The 14214-nt window shown below is 61.0% G+C and carries 12 protein-coding genes; 7 read left to right on the top strand and 5 right to left on the bottom strand.

Features of this window, described 5'->3' with window-relative positions; genetic code table 11:
- Positions 1-12 precede the first annotated feature (12 nt).
- Together BM062_RS05340 and BM062_RS05335 are read left to right on the top strand one after the other, a co-directional pair.
- Positions 13-423 (top strand): type II toxin-antitoxin system VapC family toxin, encoded by a 411-nt coding sequence (locus BM062_RS05340; protein ID WP_092394259.1) that lies wholly within the window; start codon positions 13-15, stop codon positions 421-423.
- Positions 424-551: 128 nt separating this feature from the next.
- Positions 552-1052: a DUF6933 domain-containing protein gene (locus tag BM062_RS05335; protein ID WP_092394256.1), complete on the top strand. Its 501-nt coding sequence runs from the start codon at positions 552-554 to the stop codon at positions 1050-1052.
- A gap of 77 nt (positions 1053-1129) precedes the next feature.
- On the opposite strand, the gene htpG is transcribed toward BM062_RS05335, so the two are convergent.
- On the bottom strand, positions 1130-3055 hold the full coding sequence (gene htpG / locus BM062_RS05330) for a molecular chaperone HtpG (protein ID WP_092394253.1): 1926 nt from the start codon (positions 3053-3055) through the stop codon (positions 1130-1132).
- Positions 3056-3247: 192 nt separating this feature from the next.
- Positions 3248-4726: an aminotransferase-like domain-containing protein gene (locus BM062_RS05325; protein WP_092394250.1), complete on the bottom strand. Its 1479-nt coding sequence runs from the start codon at positions 4724-4726 to the stop codon at positions 3248-3250.
- Positions 4727-4863: 137 nt separating this feature from the next.
- On the opposite strand from BM062_RS05325, the gene BM062_RS05320 reads away from it, so the two are divergent.
- From BM062_RS05320 to BM062_RS05300, 5 genes are all read left to right on the top strand, one after another.
- Complete coding sequence (locus tag BM062_RS05320) at positions 4864-5184, top strand: DUF2917 domain-containing protein (protein ID WP_092394247.1); 321 nt, start codon at positions 4864-4866, stop codon at positions 5182-5184.
- Positions 5184-5777, top strand: coding sequence for a LysE family translocator (locus tag BM062_RS05315; protein WP_092394356.1), 594 nt, complete (start codon positions 5184-5186; stop codon positions 5775-5777). Before BM062_RS05320 ends, BM062_RS05315 begins: the two co-directional genes overlap by 1 nt.
- A gap of 23 nt (positions 5778-5800) precedes the next feature.
- Positions 5801-6679 carry a DMT family transporter gene (locus BM062_RS05310; protein WP_092394244.1) on the top strand — a complete coding sequence of 293 codons (879 nt, stop codon included), beginning with the start codon at positions 5801-5803 and terminating at the stop codon, positions 6677-6679.
- Positions 6680-6853: 174 nt separating this feature from the next.
- Entirely contained in the window at positions 6854-7312 is a 459-nt protein-coding gene (locus BM062_RS05305; RefSeq protein ID WP_092394353.1) for a RidA family protein, read from the top strand.
- Between the two features lie 145 nt (positions 7313-7457).
- Complete coding sequence (locus tag BM062_RS05300) at positions 7458-8651, top strand: aminotransferase-like domain-containing protein (protein WP_092394241.1); 1194 nt, start codon at positions 7458-7460, stop codon at positions 8649-8651.
- An 84-nt stretch (positions 8652-8735) separates the two neighbouring features.
- On the opposite strand, the gene parC is transcribed toward BM062_RS05300, so the two are convergent.
- From parC to BM062_RS05285, 3 genes are all read right to left on the bottom strand, one after another.
- Positions 8736-11054, bottom strand: coding sequence for a DNA topoisomerase IV subunit A (gene parC, locus BM062_RS05295; RefSeq protein WP_092394238.1), 2319 nt, complete (start codon positions 11052-11054; stop codon positions 8736-8738).
- Positions 11055-11068: 14 nt separating this feature from the next.
- Positions 11069-11935 carry a lytic transglycosylase domain-containing protein gene (locus BM062_RS05290; protein ID WP_092394235.1) on the bottom strand — a complete coding sequence of 289 codons (867 nt, stop codon included), beginning with the start codon at positions 11933-11935 and terminating at the stop codon, positions 11069-11071.
- A gap of 276 nt (positions 11936-12211) precedes the next feature.
- Entirely contained in the window at positions 12212-14203 is a 1992-nt protein-coding gene (locus BM062_RS05285; protein WP_092394231.1) for a DNA topoisomerase IV subunit B, read from the bottom strand.
- Positions 14204-14214 lie beyond the last annotated feature (11 nt).

Genomic DNA, 14214 nt, shown 5'->3' with positions numbered 1-14214 from the left:
CAGGAGTAAAGCGTGTATCTGCTGGATACCAATGTGATCAGCGAATCCCGCAAAGGGAAAAAGGCCAACCCTGGCATGCAGAAATTCTGGCGCTCGGTCGATCCCGATGCGATTTATCTGCCGGTGCAAAGCATAGGCGAGATACGCCGCGGCGTTGAAATCGTCAAGCGTCGCGGCGATTCAGCACAGGCCAAGATGCTGGAGATATGGCTGCAGACGCTGGCGACAGTCTATGCGGACCGCATCCTGTCTTTTGACGGCGACTGCGCCCAAGTGTGGGGGGCGCTGATGTCGGCCGGCAATCAACATCCGATCGACAAACAAATTGCCGCGATCGCCTTGATCCATGACATGACAGTCGTTACGCGTAACACCAGCGACTTCATCGGCACTGGCGTGAGCCTTGTAAATCCGTTTTCGTAGGACCGGCAGGCTGGATCAGCATGGTAAAAGGCAGTTCGCTATGCACCAAGTCTTGTTGCCGTCCCTTGTCCACCGTTCTCTATCGAACGGAAGGAATTTCTCTACTACTTACAGTTGCCGGAACTCCCATGAGCTACAGCCTGCATTGCACCAAGAAACTGCTTGATCGCATCAAGCCGCAGATCGAACCTGGCAGCGATGAGCCCGGCACACTGCTCGGCAACTGGTACGCCACGGCCCTGTTCTGGAGGCCGCAATTAGTTTTGCTGGTGAATGAACGGACATTATTGCCAGTGCTGTTGCCGTTGGCTCCGGCTACGACGTTGGCGGATCGTTTCCCTCAACAACTTGAATCCGTGCTGACGGCTCATGGTGTCGCTCGGGAGCGCATTGCTGCAGAGATTGCGCAGATGAGCGAGGTTCGATATGCGAAAACCGCGAGCCGCAGCCATGTCGGCGTCATGAACGAGTTTTCCTTCCTTGCGGAAGTTTATCGCGATCACCCGGGCACGGGAGATTTGATCGAATTCTCGCTCAAACTGGCGGAGGTCCCATGTGGCCCGCTGTACAAGCGATTGGGTACACCCGAGCGCGAGTTGCAGTTTTTGTTTGCAATACAGCCAGGATAAGAAAAGGCCGGAAGACATGACTGTCTTCCGGCCCTTTGCAGTTACCGAGGCCGTCTTGTATGGCGGCCCGTTTAGCTTTACTTGCCAGCCATGCCCAACAGCATTTCGTTGAGGCGTTTGACGAACCCGGCCGGATCGGCCAGGGCGCCGCCTTCGGCCAGCAAAGCCTGGTCGAACAGGATGTGCGACCAGTCGCCGAACTTGGCTTCTTCATATTTCAGGCGCTGCACCAGCGGGTGGTCCGGGTTGATTTCCAGGATCGGCTTGGAGTCCGGCGCTTCCTGGCCGGCGGCCTTCAGCATGCGCAGCAGGTTGCCCGACAGTTCGTTCTCGTCAGCCACCAGGCAGGCCGGCGAATCGGTCAGCCGGAAAGTGACGCGCACATCCTTGGCCTTGTCGGCCAGCGCGCCCTTCATCTTTTCAACCAGGTCCTTGAACTGGGTTTCGGTTTCTTCGTGCTGCTTTTTCTCGGCTTCATCTTCCAGGGTGCCGAGATCGAGGCCGCCCTTGGCTACCGACGCCAGTTCCTTGCCTTCGAAATCCTGCAGGAAGGACAACATCCATTCGTCGACGCGGTCGGTCAGCAGCAGGACTTCAACGCCTTTCTTGCGGAAGATTTCCAGGTGCGGGCTATTCTTGGCGGCGGCGAAAGTTTCACCTGTCGCATAGTAGATCTTGTCCTGGCCTTCTTTCATGCGGCCGATATAGTCGGCGAAGGAGACAGTCTGCGCCTCGCTGCCGTTGCCATCTGCGTTGCTGGTGGAAGCAAAGCGCAGCAGCTTGGCGATTCTCTCCTTGTTGCCGGCGTCTTCGCCTATGCCTTCTTTCAGGACCTGGCCGAACTCTTTCCAGAAGCTGGCGTACTTGTCTTTTTGCGCCTGGTCGTCGCTGTTCGCCAGTTCTTCCAGCAAGCCCAGCACGCGTTTGGTGGAACCTTCGCGGATCACGCGCACATCGCGCGATTCCTGCAGGATTTCACGCGAGACGTTGAGCGGCAGGTCGCTGGAATCGATCACGCCCTTGACGAAGCGCAGGTAGACCGGCATCAGCTGCTCGGCGTCGTCCATGATGAAGACGCGCTTGACGTACAGCTTGATGCCGCCGCGCTTGTTGCGGTCCCACAGGTCGAACGGGGCGCGGCTTGGCACGTACAGCAGCTGGGTGTATTCGCTGCGGCCTTCGACCCGGTTGTGGGTGTAGGTCAGCGGCGCTTCGAAATCGTGCGAGACATGCTTGTAGAACTCGACATACTGTTCTTCCGTGATGTCGGATTTGTTGCGGGCCCACAGTGCGCTGGCCTGGTTGACGGTCTCGAATTCGTCCTTGACCACGGTTTCCTTCTTTTCTTCGTCCCATTCCTCTTTCTGCATCACGATCGGCAGCGAGATATGGTCGGAGTACTTGCGGATGATGGATTTCAGTTTCCAGGCCGACAGGTATTCGTCTTCGCCTTCGCGCAGGTGCAGGGTGATGTCGGTGCCGCGCGACGGCTTGTCGATGGTTTCGATGCTGAAATCGCCGGCGCCCGCCGATTCCCAGCGCACGCCTTCGGTGGCGCTGGCGCCGGCGCGGCGGGTGTCGACCGTGATCTTGTCGGCGATGATGAAGGCGGAATAGAAGCCGACGCCGAACTGGCCGATCAGGGCCGCGTCTTTTTGCTGGTCGCCCGACAGTTTCGAGAAGAATTCCTTGGTGCCGGATTTGGCGATGGTGCCCAGGTGCGAGATGGCTTCGTCGCGGCTCATGCCGATGCCGTTGTCCGAGATGGTGATGGTGCGCGCGGCCTTGTCGAAAGCGACCTTGATCTTCAGTTCGGGATCGTTCTCGAACAGGGCGCCGTTGTTGATCGCTTCAAAGCGCAGCTTGTCGGCGGCATCGGACGCATTGGAAACCAGCTCGCGCAGGAAAATTTCCTTGTTCGAGTACAGCGAGTGGATCATCAATTGCAGCAGCTGCTTTACTTCTGCCTGAAAACCAAGGGTTTGCTTTTCGGATACGGCCATTGTTTCCTCTGTGTGTAAATTAAATAAGCGTAGAAAAAGTGATGTAAAAACGATAAGGGCGGCAAAGCGGCCTGCGGGGCTTCGCTTTTGCCTTGTACATTGCTCGAAAAATGGGGAGTAATCCGGATTTTACAAGAGCGGACCGGGTGGCAGCTGCTTAACTTGCTTGTTTGTCACATGCATTTGCCACATTCACTTGCCGCATTCCTGCTCCAGGAAGCGCCAGATGGCCGGGTCCGACATCGCCGCCACGTTGATCCGCATGCGCGAAGAAGGTAGCTGGCTGGGCGAAAACAGGGCGCCGGGGGCCAGTAAAAAACCTTCGGCCAGGGCTTTTTCCGCCATCACGTTGGTGTCGTGGCCGGTGTCGGCCCAGACAAAGATGCCGGCCGGGGTACTGATATCGACCGTCATGCCGATTCTTTCCATCTGTCGGATAGTGCGGTCGCGCACACTGTCGAGCTTGCTGCGCAGGCGGTCGAGATGTTTGCGGTAGTGGCCTTCGGACAGGATCTTGTAGACCACGCGTTCGCCGACTTCGGCGCTGGTGAGGTTGGTCAGCATCTTGCGGTCGGCAAAATGCTGCGCCAGTTCGAGCGAAGTGGCGATGAAGCCGGAGCGCAGGTTTGGCGACAGCGTCTTCGAGAAGCCGCCCATGTAGATCACGCGGTTGAGCTGGTCGAGTGCGGCAATGCGGGTCGCCGGCTGGATCGCCGAGCCGGGATGCATGTCGCAGTAGATGTCGTCTTCGACAATCATGAAATCGTGCTCCTCGGCCAGCTTGAGGATCTGGAATGCCTTGGCTGCCGAGAGCGAGGTCGAGGTCGGGTTGTGCAGCACCGATACCAGCACATACAGCTTCGGCTTGTGCAGCGCCACCAGTTCCGCCAGCTTGGCCATGTCGGGGCCGTCGGCCAGGCGCGGCACGCCGACCACCTTGGCGCCCAGCGCGGCGAACGAGGCGAACATCAGGAACCAGGAAGGATCGTCCACCAGAATCACGTCGCCGGGCTGGGTGAAGTGGCGCGCCACCAGGTCCAGCGCCTGGGTGACGCCGGTGGTGGTGACGAATTGTTCCGGCGTGGCGGCGATTTCCAGTTCCGCCATCTTCAGCTGCAATTGCTGGCGCAGCGGCAGGAAGCCCTGCGGAATGCCGTAGGAGAGCAGTTGCGCCGGATTCTGCCGGCTGATGCTGCGCAGGGCGTTGGCGATCAGGTCGGCGTCCAGCCATTCGCTGGGAAACATGCCGGAGCCCGGCATTTTCTTGTGCGGCGCCTGCTGGTGCATATTGCGCACCAGCCAGACCACATCGATCAGCTGCGGCTGCTGATGGTTTCCTAGACTGGTGGCGGAATTGCTGCCGCGCTCCACCAGCAGCGGCGAGCGTTCGCGCACATAGAAACCGGAGCCGCGCCGCGATTCCAGGCAACCCTTGGCCACCAGCCGGTCATAGGCTTCCACCACCGTGAAGCGTGACACGCTGTGGCTGTCGGCGAACTGGCGGATCGACGGCATGCGGGCGCCGGTGCGCAGCAAGCGGTCGCTGATGCGGGTTTCGATGCTGCGCACGATCTGCTCGACCAGCGAGGTATCGCTATCGCGCGATAGCGGCTGCGGGGCAGGCGGCGGCTGGCTGTTGCTCAGCTTGCGGGGAGGGACTGTGTTGGTCACTGTGCTGGTTGCTGTATTGGTGATTTGGCCGGGACAATGTCAGAAATTACTTGTTTAACTGTATTGGTACTGTATTGGTTAGTTGGCTTAGCATAGACCTAAATCCTCAATGCTGCAAATCCGGAAGCGAATTCGCCATGCAAACACTATTCAAACAGCAGTCTCATACCTTGTCGGGCGGCAGCGTGCTGTCCGGCGTCACTGAACAGCCATTGACCCTGAAGGTGGTCAGCGGCCGTGTCTGGGTGACGTTTGAAGGGCAGCCGGAAGATCACTGGCTGCACGCCGGCCGTTCGCTGGCCTTGCTGCCGGGGCGGGTGGTGGTGGTCGAGGCCGATCCCGGCAACAGCCGGATTACCTTGAGCGGCCAGCCGCAGCGCGGCACGGCCGGCTTGTTGCGCATCTTGCTGGCGCGCCTGCGCGGGCCCGGCTTCCATCCTGCGACGAGCGTGTCATGATGCTGGAGACCTTGCTGCCGCTGGCCGTATTTGCCTTCGTGTCGTCGATCACGCCGGGGCCGAACAACATCATGCTGACCTCGTCCGGCATCATGTTCGGCTTTAACCGCACCATTCCGCACATACTCGGCGTGACCTTCGGCTTCGGTTTGCTGCTGGTGCTGTGCGCTGCCGGCATCGGCGGCCTGGTGCTGGCGCTGCCATCGATCCATGTCATCCTGAAAACCCTGGGTTCGGCCTATTTGCTGTACCTGGCCTGGAAGCTGCGCAACATGTCGTTCAAGTCGGAATCCGGCGGCCACCGGAAGCCGATGACCTTCCTCGGCGCGGCGGCATTCCAGGCAGCCAACCCGAAAGCCTGGATCATGGGCATCACCAGCGCGTCGGCATTTTTACCGCCGCTGCAGCCGATCTGGCTGTCGATCGGCATATATTGCCTGGTGTTCTGCGTCATCAACCTGCCGTGCGTCGGTGTCTGGGCCGGCGCCGGTTCGGTATTGCGGCGTTACCTGGCCCAGCCTTTGTGGCAGCGCGTATTTTGTACGGTGATGGTGCTGTTGACGATTTACTCCGCGGTTTCCATCTGGCTGTGACCGCAACGCGAAAGGCTGGCGCCATGACGGATGAATCGAAAGGCATGTGGCTGGGGCTGGCCGGGGTGGCGCTGTTCAGCCTGACCCTGCCGTTTACCCGCATGGCGGTGGCGGAACTGAATCCGGTGTTCGTGGCGTTCGGCCGGGCAGTGGTCGCCGCGCTATGCAGCGTGCTGCTGCTGTGGAAGCTGAAAGCCGCGCTGCCGACCGCCGCGCAGTGGAAACCCCTGGCGCTGACGGCGCTCGGCGTGGTGGTCGGTTTTCCTGTGTTTTCATCGGTGGCGATGCGCTATGTACCGGCAGCGCACGGCGCCATCGTGCTTGGCATCCTGCCGCTGGCGACAGCCTTGTTTGGCGCTTTGCGCTTTGGCGAACGGCCTTCGGCCGGATTCTGGATTGCCGCCGTGGCCGGCAGCGCCATTGTTATCGTTTTTGCACTGAGCCAGGGCGGCGGCGGTTTGCAGGCTGCCGACCTGGCCCTGCTGGCGGCGGTGCTGGCCGCTGCCATGGGCTACGCCGAAGGAGGGCGCCTGTCGCAAACCATGGGCGGGCAGCAGGTGATCGCCTGGGCGCTGCTGCTGTCCTTGCCGGTGCTGCTGCCGATCACCGTCTGGCTCGGATGGCGCTACGGCGTCAGCGCTTCGCCCAAGGCATGGCTGGGATTCGCCTACGTGTCGGTGTTCTCGATGTTCATCGGCTTCTTCTTTTGGTACAAGGGCCTGGCGCTGGGCGGCATAGCACGGGTTGGCCAGGTGCAACTATTGCAGCCGTTCCTGACCTTGCTGGGGGCTGCGCTGTTGCTGGGCGAGGCCCTGGAAGCCCGAAACATGCTGTTTGCGCTGGCCGTGCTGGCGGTCGTGGCGTTCGGCCGCAAGATGGCGGTGCGGCGGCAGGCCGCGTAGGCGGCAAACGCAGCTGCCGAAATACCAGGCGACATTTCGCAATTTGGGCGCTGGGGTGAGATAATCCGATATTGGCCGGAATTTGGCGGGGCGCCAGCCGGCTGTATCCCATTTATCCCGTCATTGCTGCTGGCGTCAAAAGCGCCGGCAAATGATTTTTTTTCGGAGTGTCAGATGTCTGTATATGAAAAGTTGCAAGCCCTGAATATCACGTTGCCTGCGGTAGCCGCGCCTGCCGCTGCCTATGTGATGTACGCCCAAAGCGGCAACACGGTTTACCTGTCCGGTCACTTGTCCAAGAAAGACGGCAAGATCTGGGTCGGCCAACTGGGCAAGGACATCACGACCGACGAAGCCAAGCTGGCCGCGCGCGGCATCGCCGTTGACCTGATCGCGACCTTGCAGGCAGCTTGCGGCGGCGACCTGAAGCGCGTCAAGCGCGTCGTCAAGCTGATGAGCCTGGTCAATTCGACGCCTGATTTCACGGAACAGCACCTGGTCACCAACGGCGCTTCCGAACTGATCGGCGAAGTATTCGGCGAGCAGGGCAAGCATGCCCGTTCCGCATTTGGCGTAGCACAGCTGCCGTTGGGCGCTTGCGTGGAAATTGAAATGATTGCTGAAATAGCGTAGTCCGCGGCGTAATCCTGGCAGCGTCATCCGCTGCCAGCCCAGGAGACGGCAGATCATAAGAACCGCAGGCTGCTGCAATCCGCGTCCGGCCCTGGCTGGGCGCTTGACGGCAGCCTCTTAAAATAGATCACTTGAAGAGAACAGTATGAAAATCGAAAATCCAACCCCGCTGCAATGGCGTTTTTCGCAGCGCGCGCAGAAACTGCAAAGTTCGGCCATCCGTGAAATCCTGAAGATCACCATGCGCCCGGAAATCATTTCCTTTGCCGGCGGCCTGCCTTCGCCTGCGACTTTCCCGGTCGAGCAGCTGAAAGTGGCGTTTGACAAGATATTGTCGGAGCAAGGCAAGGTTGCCTTGCAATACGGTCCGACCGACGGTTATGGCCCGCTGCGCGAATGGGTCGCCAATTCGCTATCGACCAACGGCGCCAAGATCATGGCGAACCAGGTCATGATGACTTCCGGTTCGCAGCAGGGGCTGGATTTGCTGGGCAAGGTGCTGATCGATGAAGACAGCAAGGTGCTGGTTGAAACACCTAGCTACCTGGGCGCCTTGCAGGCGTTTTCCCTGTACGGCCCAGAGTTCGTTTCGGTGCCCAGCGACGAAGGCGGCCTGATCCCGGAAACCGTGGCGACCCTCGGGCAGGGCGCGCGCATGCTGTACGCACTGCCGAATTTCCAGAACCCTACCGGCCGCACCTTGTCGATGGAACGCCGCCACGCGCTGGTGGATATCTGTGCGCGGCTCGGCTTGCCGCTGATCGAGGACGATCCGTACGGCGCCCTCAGCTATCGCGCCGAACCGCTGCCGAAGATGCTGAGCATGAATCCGGGCGGCGTGATCTACATGGGTTCCTTCTCCAAGATCCTGACCCCGGGGATACGTCTGGGCTACGTGGTCGCGCCGCGGCCGCTGATCGAAAAGCTCGAGCAGGCCAAGCAGGCGACCGACCTGCACACCGCGCAGCTGACGCAGATGGTAGTGTACGAAACCATCAAGGACGGTTTCCTCGACCAGCACATCCCGACCATCCGCAAGCTGTATTCGGACCAGTGCGACGCCATGCTGGATGCGCTCAAGACCTATTTCCCAAGCGGCACCAGCTGGACCAAGCCGGAAGGCGGCATGTTCATCTGGGTCACCTTGCCCAAGCATATCGACAGCGTCAAGCTGCTGGCGGAAGCGGTGGAGCAGCACGTGGCGTTCGTGCCGGGCGGACCGTTCTACGGCAATACGCCGGAACAGCATACCTTGCGCCTGAGCTTCGTGACCGTGCCGCCGGCCAAGATACGCGAAGGCATCGAGCGCCTGGGCAAGCTGATCGCTTCCAAGATCTGATGGCTGCGCCGGCGCCGTAGGCTTGCCAACGGAGCCAGGCACGCAGGGCAAGAAAAAGCCGGCTTGAAGCCGGCTTTTTCACTTTCAGGACTGCGCTGTCAGCGTCGCCGGTTTCAGCTTCGATTCCAGCATCTTTCCCTTGCGCGCCCGCTTGCCGATATGCGGCGCCAGTCCCGACGCCGATAAGGCCACCTGCTGCGCCTTGCCGCCGCGGCCGATGCCGGACACCAGCACGCCGCGCTGGCTGATCGGCTGCGCCGCCAGCAGTTTCTCGTTGTTTTCCAGTTCCATCAGGATCACGCCGCGGCCGCCGTTGCTGAGCGACTTGCACTCGTCCAGGCCGAACACCAGCAAACGGCCCTTTTCCGACAGGCAGGCGATGGCGCCGACATTGGCGCTCAGCGCCTGCGGCGGCAACGGCAGGTCGCCTTCATCCAGCGTGACATAGGACTTGCCGGCCTTGACCCGGCTCAGCATGTCGCCGATCTTGGCGGTGAAGCCGTAGCCGCCGGAACTGGCCAGCAGCAGCACCATGTCGGACGGGCCGGCAAAATAATGCATGACGCTGCTGCCGTTAGCGAGGTCGATCAGGGTCGTGATAGGCACGCCGTCGCCGCGCGCGTTCGGCAAGGTGGCGACCGATACCGAGTAGATGCGGCCGTTGGAGCCGAAGGTCAGCAGGTTGTCGACGGTGCGGCACTCGAATGCGCCGTACAGGGCGTCGCCGGCCTTGAAGGCGAACTGGCCGGCGTCGTGGCCGTGGCCGGTGCGTGCGCGCACCCAGCCTTTTTGCGAAATGATGACGGTTACGGGCTCATCTACGATGCGGGTTTCCACCACCGCTTTTTCCGCCGCTTCGATCAGCGTGCGGCGGGCGTCGCCGAATTGCTTCTGGTCGGCTTCGATTTCCTTGATCACCAGGCGCTTCATCGAGGCCGGGTTGTCGAGCAGGTCTTGCAGCGTGGCTTTTTCATTGCGCAGCTCAGCCAGTTCCTGCTGGATCTTGATGGTTTCCAGGCGCGCCAGCTGGCGCAGGCGGATCTCAAGGATATCCTCGGCCTGGCGGTCGGACAGCTTGAACGCCTCGATCAGCGCCGGTTTCGGTTCATCCGATTCGCGGATGATCTTGATCACCTTGTCGATATTCAGCAGGATCGCTTCGCGGCCTTCCAGGATGTGGATGCGGTCTTCGATTTTCTGCAGCTTGAACTGTGAACGGCGGGTAATGGTGGCGAAGCGGAAAGTGATCCACTCGCGCAAGATCATGCCCAGGCCCTTCTGGCGAGGACGGCCGTCGCCGCCAATCATCACCAGGTTGATCGAGGCGCTGCTTTCCAGCGACGTATGGGCCAGCAGCATGTTGGTGAATTCGGTCTGGTCCAGGTTTTTCGATTTCGGTTCGAACACCAGGCGCACCGGCGCATCGCGTCCCGATTCGTCGCGCACCGTATCGAGCACCGACAGGATCGAGGCCTTGAGCGCCAGCTGTTCCGGCGTCAGGGTTTTCTTGCCGAGCTTGATTTTCGGATTGGTCAGTTCTTCGATTTCTTCCAGGATCTTTTGCGAAGAGGCGCCCGGCGGCAATTCAGTGACCACCGCCTGCCATTGGCCGCGCGCCAGGTCCTCGATTTTCCAGGTGGCGCGCACCTTCAGGCTGCCGCGGCCGCTTTCGTACATTTCCGAGATCGCGCTGGCCGAGGTGATGATCTGGCCGCCGCCCGGGAAGTCCGGGCCGGGAATGATCTGCATCAGCTCGGCATGGCTCAGGCCGGGATTGCGGATCAGGGCTACCGCGGCCTTGGCCACTTCGTGCAGGTTGTGCGACGGGATTTCGGTGGCCAGGCCGACCGCAATGCCCGAGGCGCCGTTCAGCAAGACAAACGGCAGGCGCGCCGGCAGCAGTTTCGGTTCTTCGGTGGAGCCATCGTAGTTGGGCTGGAAATCGACCGTGCCCATGCCGATTTCTTCCAGCAGCAGGCGGGCGATCGGCGTCAGGCGCGCTTCGGTGTAACGCATCGCCGCGGCGCCGTCGCCGTCGCGCGAACCGAAGTTGCCCTGGCCGTCGACCAGCGGATAGCGCAGCGAGAAATCCTGGGTCATGCGCACCAGGGCGTCGTACACCGACTGGTCGCCGTGCGGATGCAGCTTGCCCAGCACATCGCCGACCACCAGCGCCGATTTGCGCGGTTTGGCGGCGGCGTTCAGGCCCAGCTCGCTCATCGCATACAGGATGCGGCGCTGCACCGGCTTCTGGCCGTCGGAAACGTCGGGCAGGGCGCGGCCCTTGACGACTGAAATGGCGTAGTCGAGGTAGGCGCGTTCAGCGAAAGTAGCGAGGGTTAAGGATTCAGCGTCCGGGGTAGGTGCATCTGGCGTAGCAAACAGATCGTTTTGGTCGGTCATGAGGAGTCGGTAAATTATTCGATAAGAGGCGTTGCCGTTGCGGGTATTGCCGCAGCCGGCGGAATTGGCGCAGCGTCCGGCGTCATGGCGGCCGGCATGTTGCTGCGGCCTGGAATCACCAGGCGGATACGGTTCAAGCCGGATTTGGGACCGCCGTCATTGCTGCCGGCGGATTGCGCGAAGGCAGGCTGGTACAGCTGGTAGAACTGCCGCACCAGCTGCACGTAATTGCGCGTTTCGGCGTACGGCGGCACCTTGTTATTGTATTTCTGCACCGCGCCTTCACCGGCATTGTAGGACGCAATCACCAGCTCCTGCTGTGCCGGGTAGAGCTTCAGCAAGTCGCGCAGGTAGCGCGCGCCCAGGCGGATGTTGGTGCGCGGGTCGGTCAGTTTTTTCTCGACAGGTTTCTTGCTGTCGCCGGTCAGGCCGTAACGTTCGGCGGTGGCGGGCATGATCTGCATCAGGCCGATCGCGCCTTTGGGCGAAACCGCGCTCGGGTTGAAGCCGGACTCGGCTGCCATCACCGCCTTCAGCAGCGCCGGCTCCAGCGCGAATTCCTGCGCTGCCTGGTTTACCAGCGGTTCGTATTTTTTCAGGTTCGGATGTTGCGACAGGTAGCGGAACAGCGGGCTGTCGCGCAGCTTGGGATTGAGCGGCTTGGCGCCGCCTGCCGCCAGCTGTGATGAATCGAAAAAGCCGTCGCCGCGCATGAACAGCTGGTAACGGCTGTCCAGTTTTTCAGTCGAGAAATGCCCCATGCCATCGGCGTCGATATAGCCGAAAATATCCGCGCGTGCACTGCCGGCAGTAGTCAGCAGTGCAAACGTCAGCAGAGTGGCGGCGAGGAGTTGGCCCAGGTGACGGCGAAGCTGGTTCATCTGCTGTCGGAGGCCAAGCTTGGTCTGTTACGGCATTTCATTAAAAACACTATCCTTTGCAAGCTCGGCGATGAGCTGCGGTAAAGCCCTGGGCAGCAGGGCGGCTGCGCTATTGTTGCGGCGGACAACGGGGAAGGTCGGCTGCCTGGCGGCCGTCCGGCAAGCCGGACCAAGGCGGCAGGAGCCTGGAAACTCTGCCCATGATAATACGTTTCGCCGCCATGCATGGCCGATGGTGAAAACGTTGTCATATCGCCATGCGCCATGGCGCCGGATTCAGATGTCGGCCTCTGCTTCATTGCCGTGTTCTTCGATCCAAGCCCGGCGCGCCGCCGCTTCGCCCTTGCCCATCAGCATGTTGAAGCGGTTTTCCGACGCTTCGATGTCGAAGTTGCCGAGCGAAACCGGCAGCAGCCTGCGGGTATCCGGGTTCATCGTGGTTTCCCACAGCTGTTCGGCGTTCATTTCACCCAGGCCTTTGAAGCGCGAGATAGCCCAGGCGCTGTCTTTGACGCCATCCTTGCGCAGCTTGTCTTCGATGGCTTCCAGCTCGCCGTCGTCCAGCGCGTAGATTTTCTGCGCCGGCTTCTTGCCGCGCGCCGGAGCGTCGACCCGGTACAGCGGCGGCCGCGCGATGCAGATGTTGCCGCGATCGATCAGCTGCGGGAAGTGGCGGAAAAACAGCGTCAGCAGCAGGACCTGGATGTGCGAACCGTCGACGTCGGCATCGGACAGGATGCAGATCTTGCCGTAACGCAGGCCGCTGAAATCGATGGTGTCTGTCTTGCTGTGCGGATCGACGCCGATGGCGACCGCAATGTCGTGGATTTCATTGTTGGCGAACAGGCGGTCGCGCTCGGTTTCCCAGGAGTTCAGCACCTTGCCGCGCAGCGGCAGGATGGCCTGGAATTCCTTGTCGCGGCCCATCTTGGCGGAACCGCCGGCGGAATCGCCCTCGACCAGGAACAATTCATTGCGGCTGATATCGGTGGACTCGCAGTCGGTCAGTTTGCCCGGCAGGACGGCTACCCCGGAAGATTTTTTCTTTTCGACTTTTTGCGCCGATCGCAAGCGGTTCTGGGCTTGCTTGATCACCAGGTCGGCCAGTTTCTTGCCGTACTCGACGTGCTGGTTCAGCCACAGTTCCAGCGCCGGCCGGGTATAGGTCGAAACCAGCCGCACCGCATCGCGCGAATTCAGGCGTTCCTTGATCTGGCCCTGGAACTGCGGATCCAGCACCTTGGCCGACAAGACGAAGGAGACGCGTGCAAACACGTCTTCCGGCAACAGCTTGACGCCCTTGGGCAGCAGTGAATGCATTTCGACGAAACTCTTGACGGCGCCGAACAGGCCTTCGCGCAGGCCGGATTCATGGGTGCCGCCGGCCGAGGTCGGAATCAGGTTCACATACGATTCGCGCACGATGGCGCCGTCTTCGGTCCAGGCCACGACCCAGGCCGCGCCTTCGCCTTCGGCAAATCCTTCGGCGTCGGCATTGGCGTATTGCTCGCCTTCGAACAGCGGGATCAGCGGCTCGGCGTTCGACGACTGCGCCAGCGATTCCATCAGGTAGCCGCGCAAGCCTTGGTCGTATTGCCAGGTCTGGCTATCGCCGGTCTTGGCGTTGAGCAGCGTGACCTTGACGCCGGGCAGCAGCACCGCCTTGGAACGCAGCAGGCGCTGCAGCTCCGGCTGCGAGATGGCCGGCGAGTCGAAGTATTTCGGATTCGGCCAGGCGGTGACGCGGGTGCCGGTCTTTTTATTGTCTTCGCGGCCGATCGGACGCGACTTGAGTTTTTCGATCACGTCGCCGTCGGCAAACACCATGTGGTGCACGCCGCCTTCGCGCCATACCGTGATTTCCAGCCGCGAGGAGAGGGCGTTGGTGACCGATACGCCGACGCCGTGCAAGCCGCCGGAGAAGGAATAGGCGCCGCCACTGCCTTTGTCGAATTTGCCGCCGGCGTGCAGGCGGGTGAAGACGATTTCTACCGTCGGGACTTTTTCTTCCGGGTGCATGCCGACCGGGATGCCGCGGCCGTCGTCCTCGACACTGACGCTGCCGTCGGTGTTCAGGGTGACCAGGATATTCTTGCAGAAACCGCCGAGCGCTTCGTCCGAGGCGTTGTCAATCACTTCCTGAATGATGTGCAGCGGATTTTCGGTGCGGGTGTACATGCCAGGGCGTTGCTTGACCGGCTCCAGGCCTTTCAGTACACGGATCGATGATTCGCTATAGTCAGATTGCGGTGATTTTTTGGTTGCCATTCAGTGGTGTA

Source organism: Collimonas sp. OK412, assembly GCF_900112135.1.
Taxonomy (GTDB): Bacteria; Pseudomonadota; Gammaproteobacteria; order Burkholderiales; family Burkholderiaceae_D; genus Collimonas; species Collimonas rhizosphaerae.
This window is presented reverse-complemented; position numbering and strand designations above follow the sequence as displayed.